The sequence below is a fragment of the Paenibacillus sp. Paensp111 genome (assembly GCF_059492195.1).
In genome coordinates this window covers 2,751,711-2,775,697 of record NZ_CP168527.1, presented here as the reverse complement: position 1 = coordinate 2,775,697, position 23,987 = coordinate 2,751,711, and the positions used below count along the sequence as shown (strand labels likewise).

Annotated in this window: 19 protein-coding genes and 1 riboswitch; of the genes, 18 read left to right on the top strand and 1 reads right to left on the bottom strand. The window is 48.9% G+C overall.

Annotated elements, in window-relative coordinates:
* Nucleotides 1–24: 24 nt before the first annotated feature.
* From ACEN86_RS12890 to ACEN86_RS12830, 13 genes are all read left to right on the top strand, one after another.
* Nucleotides 25–387, top strand: coding sequence for a replication termination protein (locus ACEN86_RS12890; RefSeq protein ID WP_495631030.1), 363 nt, complete (start codon nt 25–27; stop codon nt 385–387).
* Between the two features lie 18 nt (nt 388–405).
* Entirely contained in the window at nt 406–1,713 is a 1,308-nt protein-coding gene (locus tag ACEN86_RS12885; protein WP_495631029.1) for a voltage-gated chloride channel family protein, read from the top strand.
* Nucleotides 1,714–1,775: 62 nt separating this feature from the next.
* Nucleotides 1,776–1,975, top strand: a riboswitch (cobalamin riboswitch).
* A 135-nt stretch (nt 1,976–2,110) separates the two neighbouring features.
* Nucleotides 2,111–4,402 (top strand): 5-methyltetrahydropteroyltriglutamate--homocysteine S-methyltransferase, encoded by a 2,292-nt coding sequence (gene metE / locus ACEN86_RS12880; RefSeq protein ID WP_495631028.1) that lies wholly within the window; start codon nt 2,111–2,113, stop codon nt 4,400–4,402.
* A gap of 267 nt (nt 4,403–4,669) precedes the next feature.
* Complete coding sequence (locus tag ACEN86_RS12875) at nt 4,670–5,296, top strand: FMN-dependent NADH-azoreductase (RefSeq protein WP_495631027.1); 627 nt, start codon at nt 4,670–4,672, stop codon at nt 5,294–5,296.
* Between the two features lie 141 nt (nt 5,297–5,437).
* Nucleotides 5,438–6,154, top strand: a complete 717-nt coding sequence (locus ACEN86_RS12870; RefSeq protein ID WP_495631026.1) for an MgtC/SapB family protein — start codon at nt 5,438–5,440, stop codon at nt 6,152–6,154.
* 104 nt (nt 6,155–6,258) lie between these two features.
* The gene (locus ACEN86_RS12865; RefSeq protein ID WP_495631025.1) at nt 6,259–8,040 is read left to right on the top strand and encodes an ABC transporter ATP-binding protein; all 1,782 of its coding nucleotides are present in this window, start codon (nt 6,259–6,261) and stop codon (nt 8,038–8,040) included.
* Complete coding sequence (locus ACEN86_RS12860; RefSeq protein WP_495631024.1) at nt 8,040–8,708, top strand: response regulator transcription factor; 669 nt, start codon at nt 8,040–8,042, stop codon at nt 8,706–8,708. The genes ACEN86_RS12865 and ACEN86_RS12860 overlap by 1 nt, the downstream gene beginning before the upstream one ends.
* A gap of 6 nt (nt 8,709–8,714) precedes the next feature.
* A complete protein-coding gene (locus ACEN86_RS12855; RefSeq protein ID WP_495631023.1) occupies nt 8,715–9,758 on the top strand; it encodes a sensor histidine kinase in 1,044 nt (347 codons plus the stop codon).
* A 311-nt stretch (nt 9,759–10,069) separates the two neighbouring features.
* Entirely contained in the window at nt 10,070–11,560 is a 1,491-nt protein-coding gene (araA, locus tag ACEN86_RS12850) for an L-arabinose isomerase (protein ID WP_495631022.1), read from the top strand.
* Between the two features lie 70 nt (nt 11,561–11,630).
* Nucleotides 11,631–12,716, top strand: coding sequence for a GntR family transcriptional regulator (locus ACEN86_RS12845; protein WP_495631021.1), 1,086 nt, complete (start codon nt 11,631–11,633; stop codon nt 12,714–12,716).
* Between the two features lie 80 nt (nt 12,717–12,796).
* Complete coding sequence (araD, locus tag ACEN86_RS12840; protein ID WP_495631020.1) at nt 12,797–13,486, top strand: L-ribulose-5-phosphate 4-epimerase; 690 nt, start codon at nt 12,797–12,799, stop codon at nt 13,484–13,486.
* Between the two features lie 39 nt (nt 13,487–13,525).
* Nucleotides 13,526–15,196, top strand: coding sequence for a ribulokinase (locus ACEN86_RS12835; protein WP_495631019.1), 1,671 nt, complete (start codon nt 13,526–13,528; stop codon nt 15,194–15,196).
* A 33-nt stretch (nt 15,197–15,229) separates the two neighbouring features.
* Entirely contained in the window at nt 15,230–16,357 is a 1,128-nt protein-coding gene (locus ACEN86_RS12830) for a sn-glycerol-1-phosphate dehydrogenase (RefSeq protein WP_495631018.1), read from the top strand.
* Nucleotides 16,358–16,442: 85 nt separating this feature from the next.
* Here ACEN86_RS12830 and ACEN86_RS12825 read toward each other — a convergent pair whose 3' ends face one another.
* Nucleotides 16,443–17,360 (bottom strand): ArsR/SmtB family transcription factor, encoded by a 918-nt coding sequence (locus ACEN86_RS12825; RefSeq protein ID WP_495631017.1) that lies wholly within the window; start codon nt 17,358–17,360, stop codon nt 16,443–16,445.
* A 355-nt stretch (nt 17,361–17,715) separates the two neighbouring features.
* On the opposite strand from ACEN86_RS12825, the gene arfA reads away from it, so the two are divergent.
* The 5 genes from arfA to ACEN86_RS12800 all read left to right on the top strand — a co-directional run bounded on the left by arfA (nt 17,716) and on the right by ACEN86_RS12800 (nt 23,976).
* The gene (arfA, locus tag ACEN86_RS12820) at nt 17,716–19,239 is read left to right on the top strand and encodes an arabinosylfuranosidase ArfA (RefSeq protein WP_495631016.1); all 1,524 of its coding nucleotides are present in this window, start codon (nt 17,716–17,718) and stop codon (nt 19,237–19,239) included.
* Nucleotides 19,240–19,349: 110 nt separating this feature from the next.
* The gene (locus ACEN86_RS12815; protein ID WP_495631015.1) at nt 19,350–20,699 is read left to right on the top strand and encodes an ABC transporter substrate-binding protein; all 1,350 of its coding nucleotides are present in this window, start codon (nt 19,350–19,352) and stop codon (nt 20,697–20,699) included.
* Nucleotides 20,700–20,781: 82 nt separating this feature from the next.
* Nucleotides 20,782–21,672 carry a carbohydrate ABC transporter permease gene (locus ACEN86_RS12810; RefSeq protein WP_495631014.1) on the top strand — a complete coding sequence of 297 codons (891 nt, stop codon included), beginning with the start codon at nt 20,782–20,784 and terminating at the stop codon, nt 21,670–21,672.
* 28 nt (nt 21,673–21,700) lie between these two features.
* Complete coding sequence (locus ACEN86_RS12805; protein WP_495631013.1) at nt 21,701–22,543, top strand: carbohydrate ABC transporter permease; 843 nt, start codon at nt 21,701–21,703, stop codon at nt 22,541–22,543.
* Between the two features lie 32 nt (nt 22,544–22,575).
* The gene (locus tag ACEN86_RS12800) at nt 22,576–23,976 is read left to right on the top strand and encodes an arabinan endo-1,5-alpha-L-arabinosidase (protein WP_495634299.1); all 1,401 of its coding nucleotides are present in this window, start codon (nt 22,576–22,578) and stop codon (nt 23,974–23,976) included.
* Nucleotides 23,977–23,987 lie beyond the last annotated feature (11 nt).

Genomic DNA, 23,987 nt, shown 5'->3' with positions numbered 1-23,987 from the left:
ATCCTAGTCTGGGAGGTTAAGAATATGGCATTTATGATTGCACAACGGGCATTTTTGAAATTATACTTGATCAAAATGGTAGAGGAACGAAGAGGATACGGTTATCAGATGCTTGAGGATCTTAAAGCTGAATTCAAACCCCATGGCTATTTGCCCCCGCAAAGCGAGATCTACCGGGCGCTTCATGAATTAGTCCAGGAAGGGGTGCTGTATCGGACGAAGAAGCTGAAGGGCAACGACCCGAGCGTTGATTTTCAGGAAATCGTGCTCTACCACTTTACGAATGATGGACATGAGAAAGCCGAGCTTTATCGCAAACAGGTGAAGACAGATCTAGACAGGTGCCTGGGCATTCTGCATAAAGCGGAGCATGACAATTTCGGCTAAAGCTAAGGAGATTTTATCGTGAACAAACTAATCGGTATCCGCGACCGGATACACGGATTTTCAAGCCGTTATTTGCAGGCGGCGTTGGTTATTTTTCTAGTGAAATGGATAGGGATCGCGGGTGCAGTGGGAATTTTGGCGGGAAGTGCTTCGGCACTCTTCCTGGCTGGTTTGGAATGGGCCACAGACAGCAGAACGAATCATGCCTGGCTGCTGTATTTACTTCCGGTGGGCGGAGCTTTGATGAGTTACCTCTATCTGAAATTTGGGAAGAACTCCGGCAAAGGCAATAACCTCATCCTCGAGACGATTCACCAAGGTAAGGAAAGCATTCCACTGCGGATGGCTCCCTTGGTCCTTGGGGGAACGATTATTACCCACTTATTCGGCGGTTCGGCAGGGAGAGAAGGAACCGCCATTCAGATGGGAGGAAGTCTTGCCGCCCGACTGGGCAAGCTGCTCAGGCTCGATGCAGCAGACACTCGAATTATCCTGATGTGCGGCATAAGTGGCGGATTTGGCTCCGTATTTGGTACGCCGCTTGCCGGAACGGTGTTTGCACTGGAAGTGCTGGTTATTGGTATGCTACGGTATGAGGCGCTATTTCCTTGTTTTATTGCAAGTGTGGTGGGGAACGTGGTCACAACAGCGTGGGGAATCCATCATGTGCATTTTCCTATTGGCGATGTTCCAGAACTCTCATTCCTAATCACTCTCAAAGTGCTGGCTGCTTCGATTGCCTTCGGCCTGACAGCTCTTCTGTTCAGTTCATTGACACATTACTTTAAGGGTACCTATACCAGACTTATATCTCATCCTGCCTTGCGCAGTTTTTTTGGTGGAGTAGTTATCATCCTCCTTGTGTTCATCTTTGGGACAAGAGACTACTTGGGACTGGGGATTCCTCTGATCGAGCGAGCCTTCTCGGGGGATGTGCCAGACTTTGCTTTTCTAGGCAAAATACTATTTACCGCCCTTACCCTGGGTGCAGGTTTCCTGGGCGGTGAGGTTACCCCGCTGTTCGTGATCGGTGCCACACTGGGCAGTTCACTCGGCCTATGGCTCCATGAGCCGGTTGGCTTCTTCGCGGCGCTTGGCTTCATTGCTGTATTTAGTGGAGCGGCGAATACGCCGATTGCCTGCTTTATTATGGGGATTGAATTGTTCGGATCACAGGCAGCCATTTATATGCTGATGGCATGTGTGATCGGGTATTTATTCTCGGGCCATACGGGCATTTATACATCCCAGCAGCTGGGAGCGTCCAAGTCGAAATTGTTCAGGGTTACAGAAGGAGAGACGCTTGCCTCTTTGAAAAAGAAGTAATTCTATAAAAATTCGATTGTATTTTTATAACTTTTGATTTATAATTATTCCTATAAACATAATTGTATAACGTGGGAACAGGTGTCTCAGCCCGGAAGGGCTGAGACTTAATAGGGAAGTCCGGTGTGAAGCCGGCGCGGTCCCGCCACTGTATCAGAGGAGTTCATTACGATCTATGCCACTGGCTTAGCTATTAAGCTGGGAAGGCCGTAGTTAACGTTGATTCTGAAGCCAGGAGACCTGCCTGTTCTGACAGCACTGATGTACCTACGGGAGATAGGGAGGTGTTAGAGATTGCCACCCTTATGTGCACTTACAGGGCCTTCTTTAACCTATCCGGGTTAGAGAAGGCCTTTTTTAATTATGTTTAACTACAAATTAGTGATGGGGGTAGGAAATGAGTAACATTAGAAGCGGTAACCTGGGTTTCCCGCGTATTGGAGAGAACCGGGAATGGAAGAAAGCAATTGAAGCATTCTGGGCAGGTAAAATACAAGAGGATGAGCTTCATCAGCAGCTCGAAGTGATTCGCCTTGGTAATCTGAAACTGCAGAAGGACAAAGGGATTGAGATCATTCCTGTAAATGACTTCACCTACTATGATCATATTTTGGATACGGCTTCTATGTTTGGAGTCATTCCGAGTCGCTTTGGCTATCAGGGCGGGGAAGTTCCATTATCCATCTATTATGGAGTAGCACGAGGCAATCATGAAGCAGCAGCCAGTGAGATGACGAAATGGTTCAACACGAACTATCATTATATCGTTCCGGAATTATCAGGTGTAACCCCCCAATTAACGGTGAATCGCCCGCTAGCTGCATATCGTGAAGCCAAGGACAAGCTGGGGATTGAGGGGCGTCCTGTTCTCGTTGGGCTTTATACCTTCCTCAAGCTATCTAAAGGCTATGACTCAGCAAAGCTCCAGGAAGTGATAGATGCTTTCCTTCCGCTATATATTCGTGTGCTTAAGGAACTGGAGCAGGAGGGCGTGAAGTGGGTTCAGATGGATGAACCTATCCTTGTAACCTCAGTGGATGAGCAGGATCTGAAATATATCCAGTACATCTATAATGCTATTCACCAGGAGTTAACTTCGCTCTCGGTTCAGCTTCAAACTTACTTTGGTTCCGTGGAATATTACCCGGAGGTGGCTGCTCTGCCAGTTCAGGGTATCGGCCTGGACTTTGTTCATGACGAAGGCCGTAATCTGGAAGCTCTGCGGCAGCATGGTTTTCCGCTGGATAAAGTCTTGGGAGCCGGGATCATTGACGGGCGTAATATATGGCGCGCCGATCTGGATGCCCAGTCAGCTCTGTTCAGTGACATAGTGAAGCTGGCCGAAGGCGCTGAAGTGATCGTGCAGCCTTCAAGCAGTCTTCTACATGTACCGGTCACGGTGCGTACAGAGACAAAGCTTGAGCCGGTCTTGAAGAGCGCACTTGCTTTTGCGGAGGAGAAATTAAATGAACTGGTTCTCCTGGCCAAGCAGGCGAGTGGAGAGCAGGTAGCCAGCGAATTCCAGGAGAGCCGTGAAGCATTATCGGCGTTATCCGATTCTCCGGCCCGGAATCGTCAGAACGTAAGAAATCTGGTTGAGCATATTGCTGAACAGCCATCTAAGCGTGAACATAAGTTCTCGATTCGACAAGCGGCACAAGAGCAGAAGTGGAAGCTGCCTTTCCTGCCTACGACAACGATCGGAAGCTTCCCACAGACGGCAGAGATTCGGGCGGCGCGTCAAAAGTGGCGTAAAGGGGAATGGTCCAGCAGCCAGTATGGAGATTTCGTTAAAGAGCAGATCCGTGACTGGATCAGCAAGCAAGAAGAGATTGGTATTGACGTACTGGTACACGGGGAATTCGAACGAACAGACATGGTTGAGTTCTTTGGCGAGAAGCTTGCCGGATTTGCGTTTACTGGCGGAGGCTGGGTTCAATCTTATGGATCCCGCTGCGTGAAGCCGCCGATTATTTATGGGGATGTTGACTTTATCGAACCCATGACGGTTGAAGAGACAGTATATGCTCAATCTCTAACGAAGAAGCCTGTAAAAGGTATGCTGACAGGCCCAATCACCATCCTCAATTGGTCCTTTGTCCGCAGTGATCTCAGCCGTGAGAACGTCTCTTATCAAATTGCGCTTGCCCTGCGTCAGGAAGTGGAAGCACTTGAGCGTGCGGGGATTGAGATGATTCAAGTGGATGAGCCGGCCCTGCGTGAAGGTCTGCCCCTGAAGAGAGCAGATTGGGATGATTATCTGGCGTGGGCGGTATTGGCATTCCGTCTCAGTACCTCTACCGTCAGCGATACTACTCAAATCCATACCCATATGTGCTACTGTGAATTCCACGATATTATTGATTCCATTACGGCCCTGGATGCCGATGTTATCTCTATTGAGACCTCCCGCAGCCACGGAGAATTGGTTCACAGCTTTGAGGAACATACCTACCCGCTTGGGATTGGTCTAGGGGTATATGATATTCACAGCCCACGTGTCCCTTCGGTCGACGAAATGGTATCCATGATTGAGCGGGCACTTCAGGTACTGGATCCGAAGCTGTTCTGGATTAATCCGGACTGCGGACTCAAGACAAGAGGTGTTCAGGAGACTGTGGATTCCCTTCGGAATATGGTTGCCGCGGCAGAGAAATTTCGGGAGGCCCACGCGAAGGTTAATGTGTAACGTGAGAAGTTAATATGAAGGCACAGCTCTGTTAGAGCTGTGCCTTTTGTATATAGATGGAGCGATTGACGGGGGCCGGATGAATAACGGCTGAGGTTTAGGGTAAATTACGGTAGAACGTATGAGCAAGACCCTTACAACGAATAAGGACGGGCAGCTTAAATAAAAGTTGACAAAAAAATAAAAGTAATAGATACTATACTTATGAAAGTTACATTATATAAGTTCTTTCAATAACTTTAAAACATATTCAGGAGGTTTAACCTAATGGCACATGTATTATTTGTGAAAGCAAACAACAGACCGGCTGAGCAAGCCGTAACAGTGAAATTGTATGAAAGTTTTGTTAAGTCTTATAAAGAAACTCACCCGGACGATCTGGTTACAGAGCTTAACTTGTTCGAAGCAGATCTTCCTTACTTCGACAACGATATGATGACCGGCTTGTACAAGCTTGGTAACGGCATCGAGACTACTCCTGAAGAACAGCGTCTGGCTGACCTGGCTAATACTTATCTTGATCAATTCCTCGGTGCGGATAAAGTCGTATTCGCGTTCCCGCTCTGGAACTTCACAATTCCGGCTCAACTGCTTACTTACCTGTTCTATCTGAACCAAGCAGGCAAGACTTTCAAATATACGGCTGAAGGCCCTGTGGGTCTGGTTACTAATAAGAAAGTCGCTCTGCTTCAGGCTCGCGGCGGCGTGTATTCTGTAGCTCCAATGGATGCTATGGAAATGTCCCTTAACTATGTGAAGACCACTCTTGCTTTCTGGGGAATCCAGGATCCTGAGGTAGTAGTTGTTGAAGGTCACAACCAATTCCCGGATCGTGCAGCTTCCATCATTGAAGATGGCGTGAAAAGAGCCGCTGAACTAGCAGCCAAATTCTAATAAATTCAAATCCAGCTTCATATAATGAATTAGCAAAAGAGCCGATTACGGCTCTTTTTTGTGTTTCAAGCTTGAGATAGTTGTGTTAATTTGCCAAAAGCGAAGGATTACACTTATACTCACACTATACATACGAAGGGAATGCGCACAATGGAACTTGAAATGGTTATTAAAATGTGTCTCGCTCTGTTATTTGGATTGTTCATCGGGATCGACAGGCAGTTGAAGCAGAAGCCGCTTGGAATTAAGACAAGTATGGTGATCTGCGTCGCAAGCTGTCTGGTTACACTTGTCTCAATTGAGTCCTTTGACCGCTTTGCAGGACCGAATCATCCGAACATGGACCCTATGAGGCTTGCTGCCCAGATTGTCAGCGGCATCGGTTTCCTGGGAGCAGGTGTTATTCTAAGAAGAAGTAATGATGCGATATCGGGCCTTACCTCTGCGGCGATGATCTGGGCGGCTTCCGGACTTGGGATCGCTATCGGAGCCGGATTTTACATTGAGGCTGTAGTGGCTGTCGTGCTGTTAATCATTGCGGTTAATTTCGTACCGTATCTGATTAAATCAATCGGACCGGAGAAGCTTAATCAGCGTGATGTCTCGGTGAAAATTGTGATGGAGACCAACGATTATATGACCGACTTGATTCGGCATATTGAACGTAAGAGAGTACCGGGCCAGCCTATTGCCGGGCCTGTTCACAAAATCCGGCGCCTGAGAATCAAAGACCTCGATAATGGCAAGCAGCGGATTGATATGGTAATTGCTGCACCTGAGAAGGAGTACACGACGGAAATTTATTATTTTATCAAAAAGATAGATCATGTGCTTAGTGTAGAGATTGAGCATTTGTAGACCGCCTGAGTCGCCCAGGGTTTAAGTTCAGTTCATATTAATAAGTTATTCTTCTCTTGCGGTTAGTCGGTACTACCGCAGATGCATTTAGAAAGGAAGAGCTTATGAATGATACACGGTTAAATACCAAGAATGGCTCGCTGTTCAGCCTGATCCGGGAGACCCGGCCTTCCATTCCTGCACTAGCCTTCGCGATCCTCCTCAGCATCATATCTACGTTGGTGGGCCTTGTGATTCCTATGTTCACGAAGAATTTGGTTGATGGCTTCTCCCTGTCTTCAATAAGCTCAACTCAGATTGTGCTTATAGCTGCGGCTTTCATCGCCCAGACCCTCGCAGGGGGAGTATCCATCTATCTGCTTAATTATGCCGGTCAGAAGGTGGTGGCCTCCCTTCGGGATCGTCTGTGGAAAAAGCTGCTTGTCCTGCCGGTATCTTATTACGATCAGAACCGGACCGGGGAGACCAGCAGCCGGATGACGAATGATACTTTAATTCTGAAAACGCTGATTTCTGAGCATGCCACGTCTTTTTTTAGCGGGACAATCTCCATAATTGGCTCTGTGGCAGTTCTGCTGTATCTGAATTGGCAGATGACGCTGATTATGTTCACCGTGATTCCTATCGCGGCTTTAATTCTTATCCCGCTGGGCCGGCAGATGTATAAGATCTCCAAAGGGATGCAGGATGAGACGGCAGCTTTCACCAATACGATTAATCAGGTGCTCTCTGAAGTCCGATTGGTCAAGGCTTCTAATGCCGAAAGCAGAGAATATACGAACGGGAAAGAAGGCATAACCAATCTCTTCCGGTTCGGCGTCCGCGAAGGGAAGGTTAGCGCCTGGATTGGACCCGTAATCTCGCTTGTCTTAATGATGCTCCTGGTTGTCATCATCGGTTATGGGGGAATGCAGGTATCCAGTGGGGTATTTACAGCCGGGGAACTGGTTGCTTTTATCCTGTACCTTATTCAGATTGTCATGCCGATGACGCAGCTAACTACCTTTTTCACACAATTCCAGAAGGCCAAAGGAGCCACTGAGCGGATAATTGAGACGCTGAATACGGAAGAGGAAGATTACAGCGGGGGGATCGAGTCGCCAGCGGCAATTCAGATGATAAAGGCCGAGAATGTATCCTTCGGTTATAACAATGGCGAGAAGGTACTCCACCAGATTTCCTTTGAAATGGAGCCCGGTAAAGTCACAGCTATTGTAGGGCCAAGCGGAAGCGGCAAGACAACCCTTTTCTCCTTACTGGAAAGATTCTATATCCCGAGTGAGGGCCGAATCCTGCTGGGCGGCCAGCCTATTGAGCAGTTCTCGCTCAAGTCTTGGCGCAGGCAGATCGGATACGTCTCTCAGGATAGTCCAATGATTGCGGGGAACATTCGCGAGAACCTGATCTATGGAGTAGACCGGGAGGTTCAGGATCAGGAGATTTGGAAGGCCGCCGAGATGGCGTACGCCGACCAGTTCATTCGGGAGCTGCCTGGCGGACTTGACACGGATGTCGGAGAACGCGGAATTAAGCTGTCAGGCGGACAGCGTCAGCGTCTGGCCATAGCCAGAGCGCTCCTGAGAGATCCGAAGATTCTTATGCTGGATGAGGCAACCTCCAGCCTGGACAGCCAGTCTGAGGGGGTAGTCCAGCAGGCATTGCAGAACTTGATGGATGGAAGAACGACCATTGTTATTGCACACCGGCTATCTACGGTCGTAAGAGCTGATCAGATTCTCTTTATTGATAAAGGGAAGCTTACGGGAAAGGGCACTCATGCTGAACTGCTGGATTCCCATTCCATGTATCGAGAATTTGCGGCCCAACAATTTCAGCATTCCGCCCAGGAAGAAGAACATTGGTCAGAGAAGTCGGGTGATCATTGATGGCCAAAATTATGGTGGTGGATGATGATCCACATATTCGTGAACTGGTAAGCGTGTTCCTGACGGGTGCAGGCATGGCGACCCTTGAAGCTTCGGATGGAATTCAGGCGCTGGATCTGCTGGAGAGGGAAAGGGTAGATATGGTTATTTTGGACATTATGATGCCGAATATGGACGGTTGGCAGCTCTGCAAGCAGCTTCGGGCCCATTATAATTTCCCTCTTCTCATGCTTACTGCGAAGGGCGAGACTGGCCAGGTACTCAAAGGTTTTGACCTTGGTACAGACGATTATCTTGTGAAGCCTTTCGATCCGCCGATTCTCGTAGCCAGAGTGAGGGCGCTGCTGAGCAGGTACCAGATCTCATCTTCACAGACGGTTACAGCCGGGCTAGTTCAAATGAACCGCAGAACCTATGAAATCAGCCTGGACTCCGAAGCGCTAACCCTGCCATTGAAGGAATTCGAGCTGCTTTTCAAGCTGGCAAGCTATCCGGGTGTCACGTTAACGCGCGATCAGCTGATCGAAGAAATCTGGGGGTATGATTTTGAAGGCAACGAGAGAACGCTGGATGTCCATATCAACCGGCTGAGGGAGCGCTTCCCGGAAGAGAAATGTGAATTCAGAATTCGTACAATCCGGGGACTGGGCTACCGGCTGGAGGTCTGAGATTGAATGAAGAAGTTTAAAAGTGTTATGAAGCAAATACTTGGGATTCTCATGCTCATCCTGGTGGCTTTTGGTTCCGCATCCGGAGCGTATTGGACGAAGTCGCTCTACCAGAATCGGCCAGGCTCCTTTCGGGAGTATACTGAGTATCTGCTCTATTTTGGTAATGGAATATTCCTCTTTCTCTTAACCATTGTATTAATCAGCTTGCTTCTTAGGAAAAGAGAAATTCGGAAGGTTAATAATATTATCGAGGCTATGAGAAGGGTATCCAAGGGTGATTTCTCAGTTCGGCTGGACGTAGAACAGTATGATGAGGGGTTCGAGAAAGTCGTGGCGACTATCAATGAAATGGTCAGTGAGCTCGGGACAATGGAGACCATGCGTCAGGACTTTATTTCTAACGTGTCCCACGAGATCCAATCTCCGCTCACCTCTATAGGAGGATTCGCGCGGGCTTTGCTGCAGGAAGATGAGGTTAGCTCAGAGACGAGAAGGCATTATCTCGGCATTATTGAATCAGAAAGCCAGAGGCTTTCCAAGCTGAGTGACAATCTGCTGAAGCTGACCACGCTGGAATCCGTAATACCGCTATTCGAGAGGAAGCATTACAGGCTCGATAAGCAAATACAGCGGGTAATCCTGTCGGCAGAAACCCAGTGGAGCGACAAAGATCTCAACATTGAACTTGAGCTTGGAGAAACGATGATTAAAGCTGAGGAAGACCTGATGAGTCAAGTATGGATCAACCTGCTTCATAACAGTATTAAGTTCACAAATCCAGGTGGCTGGATCAAGATCAGTATGAGGCAGCTGGGAAGTCAGGTTGAAGTTCAGGTAGCGGACAACGGGGTTGGCATTTCAGCCGGAGACATCACGCATATCTTCGAGCGATTCTATAAAGCGGATAAGTCGAGAAATCGCGAAGCCGGGGGGAGCGGACTCGGGCTTTCCTTGGTGAAGAAGATTATAGAGATACACGAGGGAGAAATCTCGGTAGTCAGCGAGCCCGGTGTCGGGACAACATTTAGAGTACTCCTTAATAAGTAGCAGGGCAGATTGTATACATTAGCACCGATCAGGTGCTTTTTTTGTTGGCTGTATTCAGCATGATGGTACCAATCAGGACGGGAGAGATCTATTCACATCGCTATTTTGATGGAGCCAATACGATGGGTTGATGAAAAAGAGGGTTGTTTTTTTCTTAGCAAGGAGCTACAATAAATCCATCATCAACTTGTACGTACAATATATCTTATTATACTAATTATCATAACTTGTACGTATGAGTAGAGTTACCATAATATCAGTCAGTTATAAAGCTTAATTCATCTTATCCATCATTTAGGAGGCGTTAGTAAATGAGTTTGAAACCGCATTCATTTTATTTTGTAACTGGCAGTCAGCACTTGTATGGACCCGAGACTCTTCAAGAAGTGGCAGAGCATTCGCGCATTATTGCAGAGCAGCTGGATAAGGACCCAAAATTCACGTATCCCCTCATATTCAAGCCGATCGTAACTACACCGGATGAAATATACAAGCTGATACTTGAGGCCAACAGCGATGAGTCCTGTGCCGGGATTGTAACCTGGATGCATACCTTCTCTCCTGCAAAAATGTGGATTGCCGGGCTGTCCCAGCTGCAAAAGCCGCTGCTTCATTTCCATACCCAGTTCAACAGGGACATTCCTTGGGAGACGATTGATATGGATTTCATGAATCTGAATCAATCGGCCCACGGTGACCGCGAATACGGCCATATCGGCGCACGGCTTGGTATCGCCCGCAAAATTGTGGTTGGACACTGGGAGGATAACGAAGTCCGTGATGGAATCGCCGGCTGGATGCGCACTGCAGCGGCTTTTGCCGAGAGCCGCCGATTAAAGGTGGCGCGCTTCGGTGACAACATGCGCGAAGTAGCGGTTACTGACGGAGACAAGGTGGAAGCGCAGATCAAGCTTGGCTGGTCGGTGAATGGATACGGAGTTGGGGACCTCGCTGCTGTGCTTCAGGAGGTTAGCGATGCCGAAGTGAACACGCTGCTGGAGGAATATGCGGAGCAATACACCATCACTCAAGAAGGCCTAAGTGCTGGCCCGGTTAGAGACTCCATAGCCTATCAGGCTAAGCTGGAGATTGCCCTCAAACGCTTCATGAAGGATGGCGGATTTGGCGCCTTCACCACGACTTTTGAAGATCTGCACGGTCTTAAGCAGCTACCGGGGCTTGCTGTTCAGCGGCTGATGGAAGCCGGATACGGGTTCGGTGGGGAAGGGGACTGGAAGACAGCTGCGCTGACGCGTGTGCTCAAAGTGCTGGCGGATAACAAGAGTACTTCCTTTATGGAGGATTACACCTATCATTTCGAGCCGGGTAATCATATGATTCTTGGCGCTCACATGCTGGAAGTATGTCCGACGATCGCAGCTACCAAGCCGTCGATACAGGTTCACCCGCTTGGCATTGGGGGCAAGGACGACCCGGCGCGGATCGTCTTCGACGGACAGGGCGGAGCGGCGGTAAATGCTTCTCTTATCGACCTGGGTCACCGGTTCCGTCTGCTTGTTAATGTAGTGGATGGTGTTCAGGTAGAGAAGTCGATGCCGAAGCTGCCGGTTGCGCGTGTGCTCTGGAAGCCGCAGCCATCCCTTCGTGAATCCGCTGAGGCCTGGATCCTGGCCGGTGGTGCTCACCATACCGTTCTCTCCTACGCGATCAGCGCAGAGAACTTGACGGATTTCGCTGAAATGGCCGGAATCGAAGCTGTCGTTATTGATAAGAACACCACGATCCCAAGATTCAAGAATGAACTGTTATGGAGTGACGCAGCATACCGCCTGCAGCGATGAGATCTGCTTCATTCACCCAGTCTGTGTTACAATAACCCGTATATAACAAGAGCGGTGGCTGAGGTGACGTATGAGTAATAGAAGAATACCTAAATATCTACAGTTAAAAGAAGAGCTTCTGTCCTGGCTGGAATCAGGCAGACTGCAGACCGGGAAGCAGTTCCCGTCCGAGAACGAGATTTCCGAGCAGTTCAAGCTTAGCCGTCAGACGGTACGCCAGACTTTTGGCGAGCTGGAGAAGGAAGGCTGGCTGGAGCGGATTCAGGGTAAAGGGACTTTTGCCAGAAACCCGGGTAGACGAGAAGGGGAGCAGGTCAAGACCATCGGCGTTATTACCACTTATATTTCCGATTATATCTTTCCGCATATTGTCAGGGGAGCAGAAGCTGAGCTACGCAGTCAAGGATACCGGCTTCTGCTGTCCAGCACGGATAATAAGAAAGAGAAGGAAATGGAGAGTCTTCAATTGATGACGAGCCAGCCCCTCAGCGGCCTCATTATTGAACCGACCAAAAGTGCGGAAGGCAACCCTAATCTGGGTTATTTCCTGGAACTGCAAGAGAAGAATATTCCTTATCTTATGATTAACGAGAAGTATCGTGAGCTGGAGTGTCCAAGTCTTCGAGTGGACGACGAAGCGGGCGGATATAAGGCCGCTGCTCATCTGCTGGAGAAAGGCCATACACAAATTGCCGGCTTCTTCAAGCGGGATGACCTGCAGGGTGTGAACCGGCTGAAAGGATTCCTGCATGCTCATCGGGAGCGAGGAATCACAGTATCCCCTCAGCGGGTAGTAACCTATACCACAGAGCAAAAGCAGGATCTTCCTTACAAACAGGCGCTGGAGCTGCTGCAAAGTAATGAGCAGAACCGGCCTACTGCCTTTGTATGTTATAACGATGAATTGGCGGTGGGTCTGATGGAGGCGGCAGTGGTCTGCGGCCTGCAGATTCCGGAAGATATCTCCTTCATCGGGTTCGATGATTCCAGTCTGTCGCTGGGTACACGTCTAACTACATTAACTCATCCGAAGACCACGATGGGTGAAATGGCTGCAAGGCAGTTAATCAGCATGATTGAACAAGGAAGCACTTTCCCGGATACCGTGTACGAGCCGGAATTGATTGAGCGTCAATCTGTATTTAAACGGAAATAAAACATAGATAAAGTCCTTTCATGGACTTTAATGCACTAACTTGTACGTACAACATTCTATTGGAGAGGAAGTGTCTGTACATGCTTGAAGCACTCAAACAACAGGTGCTGGAGGCCAATCTGGATCTGCCCAGACATAATCTAGTCACCTTCACATGGGGGAATGTCAGCGGGATTGACCGGGAAAAGGGGCTCATCGTCATCAAGCCGAGCGGAGTCCCTTATGAGGATCTTAAAGCTGAGCATATGGTTGTGGTTGATCTGGAGGGTCGGGTAGTGGAGGGAGATCTGCGCCCTTCATCGGATACGCCGACGCATGTCAATTTGTATCGTTCATTTCCTGATATCGGAGGCATTGTGCATACCCATTCTCCTTGGGGAACAAGCTGGGCACAGGCAGGGCGTGCGCTTCCGGCTTATGGAACTACCCATTCAGACTATTTCTATGGAGAGATACCGGTAACCCGGCCAATGACGAAGGCGGAGATCGAAGGAGACTATGAATGGGAGACCGGGAATGTCATCGTGGAAAGATTCAAGGATCTGGACCCTAATCAGATTCCAGGTGTTCTTGTCTACGCCCATGCTCCGTTCGTCTGGGGCAAGGATGCTCATAATGCCGTACACAATGCAGTCGTGCTGGAGGAAGTGGCAAAGATCGCAGGGCGTATGCTGGCGCTTAATCCAGAAGCCGCACCTATGGATCAAGTTCTGCTTGATCGTCATTATCTGCGAAAGCATGGTGTGAACGCATATTACGGACAGAAATAGTCACTTATATCATTCAAATCGAATCGGGAGGAAGCCAATATGGGAAAAAAGTATACGATTGGGGTCGACTATGGTACCCAGTCCGGGCGAGCGGTTCTAGTAGATTTATCTAGCGGCCATGAGGTGGCCGACCATGTAACGCCGTATCCTCATCATGTTATAGATGAATATCTGCCAGATTCAGGGATTAAGCTTGCTCATGACTGGGCTCTGCAGCATCCGGACGACTATTTGGAGGTGCTTAGAACATCCATACCCGCAGTCCTCCAGGAATCGGGAGTTGACCCTGAAGATATTATTGGGGTCGGCATTGACTTCACGGCATGTACGATGCTCCCTGTAGATGAAGCCGGAGAGCCTCTATGCTTCCATAAAGACTACGTAGATGAGCCTCACAGCTGGGTGAAGCTGTGGAAGCACCATGCTGCCCAGCCGGAAGCCGATAAGATTAACCAGATCGCGGCTGAACGCGGGGAGGCCTTCCTGCCCCGCTATGGCGGAAAGATCTCCTCAGAATGGATGATCGCAAAGATCTGGCAGATCCTGGATGAAGCTCCGGAGATATATGACCGTGCGGATCTATTTCTGGAAGCTACGGACTGGGTTATCTCGCAAATGACGGGAAAGGTTGTACGGAACAGCTGTACAGCCGGATACAAAGCGATCTGGCACAAGCAGGAGGGCTTCCCGAGCCGGGAGTACTTCAAGGCACTTGACCCTAGACTCGAGAACCTTACGGATACAAAGCTGCGGGGTGAGGTTATTGCTCTGGGTTCGTCTGCTGGCGCTCTAACTGACGAGATGGCTGAGCTCACAGGCCTTAAGCCAGGTATTGCGGTGGCTGTAGGAAATGTGGATGCCCATGCTGCGGTTCCGGCTGTTGGCGTGGTAACCCCGGGAAAGCTAGTTATGGCTATGGGAACCTCCATCTGCCATATGCTGCTGGGTAACGAAGAGAAACAGGTAGAAGGAATGTGCGGTGTGGTTGAAGATGGAATTATTCCTGGATTATACGGTTATGAAGCGGGGCAGTCGGCTGTTGGTGATATTTTTGAGTGGTTCGTAGAGGAATCGCTCCCAGCCTATGTGAAAGATCAGGCCGACAAAGAAGGCCTGGGGGTTCATCAATGGCTGGAGAGAGAAGCAGCCAAATATCAGCCTGGCGAGACGGGATTACTCGCGCTCGATTGGTGGAACGGCAATCGCTCTGTTCTGGTAGATACCGATCTGACTGGTATGATACTTGGCCTCACTCTGCTCACCAAGCCGCAGGAAGTATATCGTACGCTTCTGGAAGCTACGGCTTTTGGAACCCGGAAGATTGTAGATGCTTTTCATTCCAGTGGAGTTCCTGTGGACGCACTGTATGCCTGTGGCGGCCTGCCGCAGAAGAATCGTCTGCTGATGCAGATCTATGCCGATGTGACGAACCGCGAAATTTATGTGGCCGATTCCAAGCAGACACCGGCTCTTGGAGCAGCGATGTTCGCCGCTGTTGCCGCGGGAGCGGAAGCAGGGGGTTATGATTCCATAATCGACGCGGCTGCCCGTATGGCCAGAGTTAAGGAAGAGACCTTCAAGCCGATTCCCGCCCATGTGGAAATCTATGAACTCTTGTACCAGGAATACAGTAAGCTCCATGACTATTTTGGACGGGGCGAGAATGACGTGATGAAGCGTCTGAAGGCCATTAAGAAGTCTGCCGAATAAAAGACAAATCGGGTTAGGAGGCTGTCTGCTGTTATGAGTATCATGAATGATATTAAGGCGATCCAGCAAGTGGTGCTCAGCGCTGGCGCCATTCAGGAGATTGCTTCATTCTTGCAGAAGCGCAATGATCTGAGAGTGCTGCTGGTTGCTGACGAGAATACGTATAAGGCTGCAGGGGAGCAGCTCTTGAATCTGCTTGAACATGAAGGAATCCAGGTGAATCAGATGCAGATCAGCCCCAATCCTCAAGGCGATTGTGTTTCTGATGAACAATCGATTGTTGAGGTGCTTCTAAGCATGGATCCCGATCACACTGACTGTCTGATTGCCGTAGGTTCCGGCACGATTCATGATATCGTCCGTTTTGTGAGTCATAAGACTAAGGTGCCCTTTATCTCCGTTCCCACCGCTCCATCTGTTGATGGCTTCACTTCCGCTGGGGCCCCGCTGATTATTCGGGGTGTGAAGACGACGGTTGCAGCCGTTCCGCCCATTGCCATATTTGCTGATCTTAATATTCTCACCCAAGCCCCTCAGCCATTAGTGGCAGCCGGATTCGGAGACATGCTCGCCAAATACACCTCATTGTTCGATTGGAAGTTCTCAAATCTTACTGCAGGGGAGCCTTACGACGAACAGGCTGCTGTAATTACGCAGCGGGCGCTCCTGTCCTGTGTAGAAGAGGCCCAGGCGATTGGGAACCGCACGGAGAAAGGTATCCGGATCCTGATGACGGCACTCATAGAGTCAGGCCTGGCCATGCTCCTGTTCGGACAGTCGCATCCGGCTTCCGGCGCGGAGCACCACCTCTCCCATTATTGGGAGATGGAGTACCTGCGTATAGGCCGCAGGGCGCTCCTTCATGGAGCGAAGGTTGGGGCAGCCTGCGCGGAGATCTCGCGCGTCTATCATGAGGCTGTAGATGAGGGGAGATATCCCGGGGCAGAGCCAGACGCTCTAAGGACACATGGTGCAGTGGTACGGGAATGGATAGCGGAGATTCCAGCAGAATCCGAGATCCGCAATCTCCTGCGGATTGCAGGCGGACCCACGGACAGGACCGAGCTCGGGATTGATGACGAGCTGCTTGAACGAAGCCTCAGCAAGGCTCATCATCTGCGTAATCGGCATACTCTGCTTCGTGCCCTGAACGAAGCATAACAAATAGAAGGATCACGTCCATTAAGCCAGACGTGATCCTTCAATATTTCTACCTGCTGACGGTTGATTATATAACAGCAGATGGTTATTGTTCTTCCACGTTATACAGCACCCGTGCGGATAAGTCTTGGCCGTAGTTGCCGAAATGTTTGCCATAGATGGTCAGGCCGCGTTTATTAACCGGCTTATCTGTCACAGCAATGCGGAAAGTCAGCTCGCTCTTATAGTTCAGCTGAATTTGATCCAAAGTGACATCCGAAATCCGGCAGCCATCAATAAAGCTGCCCTCATTGTTGATCCGAATCAATTTGAGCATTCCATATTGGTTGAGGTGGGGCGGCCACCACTCCGGGTTGAACGTTCCGCGGGTATCTCCAAAGTCGCCTGGACTTGTCCAGAACCCGAGTTCAACACCATTTAAGTAGAAATAGATGTCCGAGGGATAGTTGTCACAGTAACCAGGTGCTTCTGATCCAAGCTCCATACAGAATTGGATCTCCCGGAAGGTCTGATTAGGCTTGAGGTAATTTGGTATCCGGTATTCCAGGTAGCCTTCAGACAGCCAGATAATCTCGGAATCAATACGCTGCGGGTCGGCAAAATATCTCGGATCGTCGAAATCTCCGATAATGCTGTCTTTGGTGGCAAGTCCACATGTGGGAGAGGCCTGATAATCGCTGTAATGCCCAACCTGAATATCTACTTCATACAAATTCTCCATGTCCTTGCTTCGCAAATCTACGATTAATTTGTCTTTGTTCAAATAGCAGATTTTTTGGATTCCGTGCTTCCCTACAGATGAGTTGATCTCGATGAGTCCGCTCTCTTCCAGCTTTTTAATATGCATGGTAATAGCCCCGTTGCTCAGACCCAGCTTCGTAGCAAGCTCATTTAAATTCAAAGCCTGGTTATTCGCGAGCAGCTCAAGAATTTGTATTCTTATTTCTGAACTTAAAGCTTTGAATATCTCAATCCCGCTCATTAAATCCTTGATGTATATCATAGGTCATGAACCTTCTTCCACGTGAATTATTAATAAAAGTTTATTTTAAATAATTATAAACTAATCATTCGATTAAATAAAGATCTGAATCCATTATTGTCATTTTGTTAAATACTACGGTTGTTTTTTGGAATAAATTACATAGGGTATTTATATAAACATGAACAAAAGCATGGATTTAACAAGGATATCGATCAAAATAGCCCCATTTAGTGCATTTAATTTATAAAAGTGTTAAAAGGTTTAAATAAATGCATTTACAACCTGAAATATATGTGTTAATTTATAGATGTAAACGGATTCATTAATGAAATTATAAACTATTTTACTTATTTTTAAAATGGATGGTGAGCACATGTCTTTATCAAGCCTGAAAGCAAGAATGGTCGTGGACCCAGCATTCCGCATCGCTGAAATTGACAATCGTATCTACGGCTCCTTCATAGAGCATCTAGGGCGAGCCGTATACGGGGGTATCTATGAGCCTGCACACTCGGCAGCAGACCCATCAGGGTTTCGGGAGGACGTCAAGCAGCTGGTAAGAGAATTAAATGTACCTATTATCAGATATCCAGGAGGGAACTTTGTCTCCGGTTACAACTGGGAAGACGGAGTAGGGCCTGTACAGCAGCGTCCAAAGCGCTTGGAGCTGGCATGGAGAACGGTTGAGCCCAACGAGGTTGGAACGAACGAGTTCATGAAGTGGGCCAAGGAAGTTGGCTCGGAGGTCATGATGGCTGTGAACCTCGGAACCCGCGGAGTGGACGCTGCAAGGAATCTGCTGGAGTACTGCAATCATCCAGGCGGTAGTTATTGGAGTGACCTGCGTCGCCAGCACGGTTACGAACAGCCGCACAACATTAAGACCTGGTGTCTTGGGAACGAGATGGATGGGCCGTGGCAGATTGGACAGAAGACTCCGCAGGAGTATGGCAGACTCGCTTATGAGACAGCCAAAGCTATGCGTCTGATCGATCCCACGATAGAGCTGGTATCCTGCGGCAGCTCGAGTACCGGGATGGCATCCTTTCCGGAATGGGAAGCGGTTACTCTGGATCATACCTATGAGGTAGCGGACTATGTCTCTCTGCACCAGTATTATGGGAACCGGGATAATGATTCAGCCAATTTCCTGGCCCGTACGATGGATATGGAGCATTTTATTCATACGGTTGCTTCAACCTGTGATTACATCAAAGCGAAGAAGCGCAGCAAGAAGACAATGATGCTCAGCTTCGATGAATGGAATGTGTGGTATCACTCCAATGATTCTGACACGAAGCTTGATCCCTGGAGTATCGGTCCTCCGCAGCTTGAGGATATATATAATTTCGAGGATGCGCTGCTTGTCGGAAGCATGCTGATTACTTTCCTCAGACATGCGGACCGTGTGAAGATGGCTTGTCTTGCACAGCTTGTCAATGTGATCGCTCCGATTATGACAGAGAACGGCGGAAGGGTGTGGAAGCAGACGATATTCTATCCTTATCTGCACGCTTCCCAGTATGGCCGGGGCGTCTCCCTTATGCCGATTGTGAATTCTCCGAAGTATGACGCGCAGGATTACACGGATGTTCCTTATTTGGACAGTGCTGTAGTCTTCAATGAAGCAAGTGAGGAAGTAACTATCTTTGCAGTTAACCGTCACCTGGAAGAAGCGCTTGAGCTTGAGTGTGATGTGCGAGGGTTCGAGGGATATCGCCTAGTGGAGCATATCGTGCTTGAACATGACGATTTGAAAGCCGTGAATACGGCAGCTGAGGAGAAGGTAAGACCACATTCGGGAGGAACTGCCGAGTACCGTGACGGTTATGTAAGAGCCAGACTGGCTAAAGCCTCATGGAACGTGATCCGCTTAAGTAAAGCGAACTTGAGTTAACTGAATTAGCTGATTTGGATTGTTCTCAGCCAGCCCATCCTAGAACGACCGCATATCTGGCTAACCATCCTCAGTTCTTATATTTTTATTAGATTATAGGAGGGGTTATTGTGGCAAAGAAAAAAGGTTGGTTGACATTGTTATCTTTGATTCTCGTATGCTCGGCTGTATTGGCAGGCTGTGGCAAAAGCGGGTCAAGCAGTGCGGAAGGAGGAACCAAGGAGCTTACCTTCATGTTCCGCGGGGGACCGGATGAGCAGACGGCTTACAAGAATGTGGTCAAGCAATTTGAGAAGGATCATCCGAATATTAAAGTGAAGACGGTTATCACTACAGGGGATCAATACGCCACCAAGTTAAAGGCAGCCATTACCGGGAATAAGCTTCCAGATGTGTTCTATTTTGGCTCCGGTGATCTGAAGGCGTATGTGAACGGCGGCGTGCTCATGAATCTATCTCCTTATATCGAGAAGAACAAGAATATAGATTTGAATAACATCTGGAAATACGGTGTGGATCTGTATCGTTATGACGGCAATATGGCAGGTCAAGGTGATATTTACGGTATGCCGAAGGACGTGGGGCCGTTCGCTCTTGGATATAACAAGACCATGTTCGAGAAGGCGGGCATCCCAGTGCCGGATAAGGATAAGCCCATGACATGGGCTGAATTCCTGGATGTACAGAAGAAGCTGACCAAGGATACCGATGGGGACGGAAAGCTCGATCAGTTCGGATCAGGGTTCAATATTACTTGGGCACTTCAGGCCTTCGCCTGGAGTAACGGTGCGGATTTCATCGATTCCACCAAGACCAAGGTCACTGTGGATGACCCTAAGTTCGCTGAAGCCCTTCAATACCTGGCCGATCTGCAGAATGTGGCAAAAGTAACCCCATCCATTGCAGACTCCCAGACGCTTGATACGTATCAGCGCTGGATGAAAGGACAGCTCGCCTTCTTCCCGGTCGGGCCATGGGATATGTCAACCTATGAGAAGCTGCCGTTCGATTATGATCTGATTCCTTACCCAGCGGGATCTACAGGCAAATCAGCAACCTGGACGGGCTCCCTTGGTATCGGGGTATCGAAGAAAACAAAATATCCGGATGAAGCCGTAGAGCTGGTGAACTATTTGACTTCCTCCAAGGAAGGTATGGACGCGCTGGTTAAAGCGAAAGTGCAAATTCCGAACATGGTTGATATGGCAAAAACATGGGCTGCGGATACTACCACAAAGCCTGCTAACAAAGAAGAATTTATTCAAATCGTACAGGATTATGGAAGACCGCTTCCAGCTAACTTCACTTACAATTCAGAATGGTACGACTTGTTCTTCACAGATATCCAGCCGGTTCTTGACGGCAAGATGTCTGCGGCAGATTACGTGAAGCAGGAGCAGCCAAAAATGCAGAAGCTTCTCGACAAGGCTATTGAGCAGGAGAATAAATCCAAGAAGTAACCACGAACCGGAACATATGATGTTAGCTGCCTGATGGCTAACATCATTTGCCATTCCGGTATCTGAAGCTGAGGTGAAACCGATGGAAACCAAATCAAATCTCTATCGAAAAGAGAGAATTTACGGGTACTTGTTCATACTTCCGCCCGTGCTGGGACTGCTGATTTTCACATTGTTCCCTGTCATCTATTCCTTCTACGGGTCTCTGACAGACTGGGATGGACTTGGACAGATGAGCTTTGTCGGCCTAAGCAACTTTAAGGATCTATTCTCGGATGATTTGTTCTATAAGGCTGCTTTTAACACGATCTACTTGATGATTGGTATTCCGATCGGGCTGTTCCTGGCTCTGCTGCTGGCCCTTGGGCTTAACCGAAGAATCCCAGGAACAACTGCGTTCCGAGTTATCTATTACGTCCCGGTGATCTCGTCCCTGGCTGCTATCTCCATTCTCTGGAACTGGGCTTACAACGGGGATTATGGACTTGTCAATCAATTCCTTGAGCTATTAGGCATCAAAGGACCGAACTGGCTTGCCAACAAATATACCGTGAAGCCGGCAATCATTATTATGACGGTATGGAAAGGTCTTGGATATACGATGCTTCTCTACCTGGCTGCACTTCAGAGCATCCCAAGAACTTACTATGAAGCGGCAGAGCTCGATGGAGCCACCGGCTTCAAGTCCTTCAGACATATTACTTGGCCGATGGTAAAGCCGGTAACGTTCTTCATCGTCGTGACCAGCATTATTGGGGGATCACAAATTTTCACTGAAATTAACATCATGACCTCGACCGGTGGCACAGAGTACTCCTCCGCATCCGTGGTGTTCTACATCTGGCAGAAGGCCTTCGGCAACCTGCAAATGGGATACGCCTCAGCCATGGCCGTCGTACTCGGACTGTTCATCTTTGTAATTACTCTAATCCAATTCAAAATGAACGAGAAATCATCCTACGAGGCCGACTGAGCACAAGGAGAAAGGAGCGAATATGAACATGTCCCATTCACAAAAAAGACGTACGGCCAACTTCTTTATTTTTATCCTGCTGGCCATAGGCGCGATCTTCATGATTGCTCCACTGTTATGGATGCTTACCACATCCGTCAAGGACCAGCAGGATGTATTTGCACTCCCGCCGAAGTGGATTCCGGATGTATTCCACTGGGATAAATACGCGGAAATATGGGAGAAAGGTCCGCTGCTTACGGGGATTATGAACAGCTTGATTGTAGCTGTGAGTGTAACCATTGTCGGTACATTTACTTCAAGCCTTGCCGCGTTCTCGTTCGCCAAGCTGAAGTTCCCGCATAAGAACAAGATCTTCCTGCTGCTGCTGTCCGCCATTATGATTCCTTATCCGGCAGTCATGATCCCGCAGTTCATCATGTTCTCGGAGCTGGGTTGGGTTGATACGCTGCTGCCCTTGATTGTGCCGGGTCTATTCGGAAATATCGTGATGATCTTCTTCATCCGGCAGTATCTCGTCAGCGTGCCGAACGAGATTATTGAGGCAGCCAAGATTGACGGGAGCTCTTACTTCAGGCTGTTCTCGACCATCACGTTCCCGCTCATCAAGCCTGCGGTTGCCGCGCAGCTCATCCTCTGGTTCATGGGCATCTGGAACGACTATCTGGCACCCATTATCTACCTGAACTCCCCGGAGAATCAGACGCTGCAGCTCGTTATTGCCAACTATAATGCAACTTATGCGATTCAGACGGACTACCCGTTAATCATGGCAGCTTCCATCATTGCCCTGCTGCCGGTCCTGATTACATTCTTGGTATTCCAAAAACAAATTATTGAGTCGGTGGCCATTTCCGGAGTTAAGGGATGATCCCACGGACAAAATGGAGGGCGATTATGGTTATTCCAATGCTTCTGTTATTCGGGGCAGGCGGATGTACAGGTGACAATACGGCAAAGCCCGTCTTTCCATCCTCTCCCGGCGAATTCACCATGTATGATACTTCTGTGATTGACAATGAGGCTTCCTGGACTATCAACAATGCCCATGACCCGGGCATCATCAAGACGGATCAGGGATACTATGTGTTCTCGACCGATGTTAAGGTTGGCGGGGAACCAAAGCCGGGTGTCATGGTCCGCAGATCGGACGATCTCATTCATTGGAAATGGGTGCAGTACGCCCTGCCGGGTGTACCTGCTGAAGCCAAAGCCTGGTCTGGAGCGCTCGGATTGTGGGCGCCTGATGTTGTGAAATACAAAGATTCCTATCGTCTGTATTATTCAGCTTCGACCTTTGGAAGCAGACAATCCATGATCGGAATGGCTACATCCCAATCTATCGAGGGGCCTTGGACCGATGAGGGCGCAGTCATCAAGACAAGAAATGAGGACCCACTTAACGCCATTGATCCGAACGTAATTACGGATGCTGAAGGCAGGATGTGGATGGTATATGGCTCCTTCTTCGGAGGAATTCATATTATTCAGCTGAGTCCCGAGACGGGCAAGCCTGCAGAATCCGGTTTCGGCACCTTGATTGCCGCACGTGATCGGGTCACCGAGGACGGGGCGGTTGAAGGACCCTATATTGTATATAACGAGAAATTCAAGAAGTATTATTTGTTCGTCTCTTATGACTCTTTATTTGAAGATTATAACGTAAGAGTTGCCCGTTCGGATTCGATTACGGGTCCGTATGTGGATTATAACGGCCGTGAGATGACGGATACGTCCTACGAGCCCCAATATGAGGTGGGAAATAAAGTTCTGGGCGGTTACCGGCTTGGTGAGGATCCGGGATGGATTGCTCCCGGGCATAATTCCGTACTGAAGGATGGAGAAAATTACTTCATTGTCCATCATGCTAGAGGTGAAGAGGATAAGAACTGGTCATATCTTCATGTCCGCAAGATCCTCTGGACCAAGGACGGCTGGCCTGTCGTGTCACCGGAGCGTTATGCGGGAGAGACCCAGCAGGATATTCCTAAATCTCTAATAGCGGGGGAATGGGATTACCTGATTATGGACCCGTCTGTCGATGGTCAAGTGGAGTCAAACCGTGTGCAGCTTAAGAACGATGGGTCCATTAATGGCCCTTCGGTTCAAGGAACATGGTCCTTTGACGGTAAATATACGCTATCTCTGACGTGGGATAACCCTGAAGCTGGCAAGGGGAAGGTGGACCAAGTACAGCTGCTGCCTTCCTGGGACTGGGAGCAGAATCGGCAGACGCTCGTTTTTACCGGAATGGATGAGAAAGGGATCTCGGTCTGGGGCAAGCAAGCCGCATCGGGACAATAAATCTGGAGTGG

Coding starts and splice junctions, on each gene's coding strand:
- ACEN86_RS12830 (WP_495631018.1), top strand. CDS start 15,230: ATGAGTATCATGAATGATATTAAGGCGATCCAGCAAGTGGTGCTCAGC.
- ACEN86_RS12870 (WP_495631026.1), top strand. CDS start 5,438: ATGCGCACAATGGAACTTGAAATGGTTATTAAAATGTGTCTCGCTCTG.
- arfA (WP_495631016.1), top strand. CDS start 17,716: ATGTCTTTATCAAGCCTGAAAGCAAGAATGGTCGTGGACCCAGCATTC.
- ACEN86_RS12860 (WP_495631024.1), top strand. CDS start 8,040: ATGGCCAAAATTATGGTGGTGGATGATGATCCACATATTCGTGAACTG.
- ACEN86_RS12855 (WP_495631023.1), top strand. CDS start 8,715: ATGAAGAAGTTTAAAAGTGTTATGAAGCAAATACTTGGGATTCTCATG.
- ACEN86_RS12825 (WP_495631017.1), bottom strand. CDS start 17,360: ATGATATACATCAAGGATTTAATGAGCGGGATTGAGATATTCAAAGCT.
- ACEN86_RS12810 (WP_495631014.1), top strand. CDS start 20,782: ATGGAAACCAAATCAAATCTCTATCGAAAAGAGAGAATTTACGGGTAC.
- ACEN86_RS12845 (WP_495631021.1), top strand. CDS start 11,631: ATGAGTAATAGAAGAATACCTAAATATCTACAGTTAAAAGAAGAGCTT.
- ACEN86_RS12890 (WP_495631030.1), top strand. CDS start 25: ATGGCATTTATGATTGCACAACGGGCATTTTTGAAATTATACTTGATC.
- araD (WP_495631020.1), top strand. CDS start 12,797: ATGCTTGAAGCACTCAAACAACAGGTGCTGGAGGCCAATCTGGATCTG.
- ACEN86_RS12875 (WP_495631027.1), top strand. CDS start 4,670: ATGGCACATGTATTATTTGTGAAAGCAAACAACAGACCGGCTGAGCAA.
- ACEN86_RS12865 (WP_495631025.1), top strand. CDS start 6,259: ATGAATGATACACGGTTAAATACCAAGAATGGCTCGCTGTTCAGCCTG.
- ACEN86_RS12805 (WP_495631013.1), top strand. CDS start 21,701: ATGTCCCATTCACAAAAAAGACGTACGGCCAACTTCTTTATTTTTATC.
- ACEN86_RS12835 (WP_495631019.1), top strand. CDS start 13,526: ATGGGAAAAAAGTATACGATTGGGGTCGACTATGGTACCCAGTCCGGG.
- metE (WP_495631028.1), top strand. CDS start 2,111: ATGAGTAACATTAGAAGCGGTAACCTGGGTTTCCCGCGTATTGGAGAG.
- araA (WP_495631022.1), top strand. CDS start 10,070: ATGAGTTTGAAACCGCATTCATTTTATTTTGTAACTGGCAGTCAGCAC.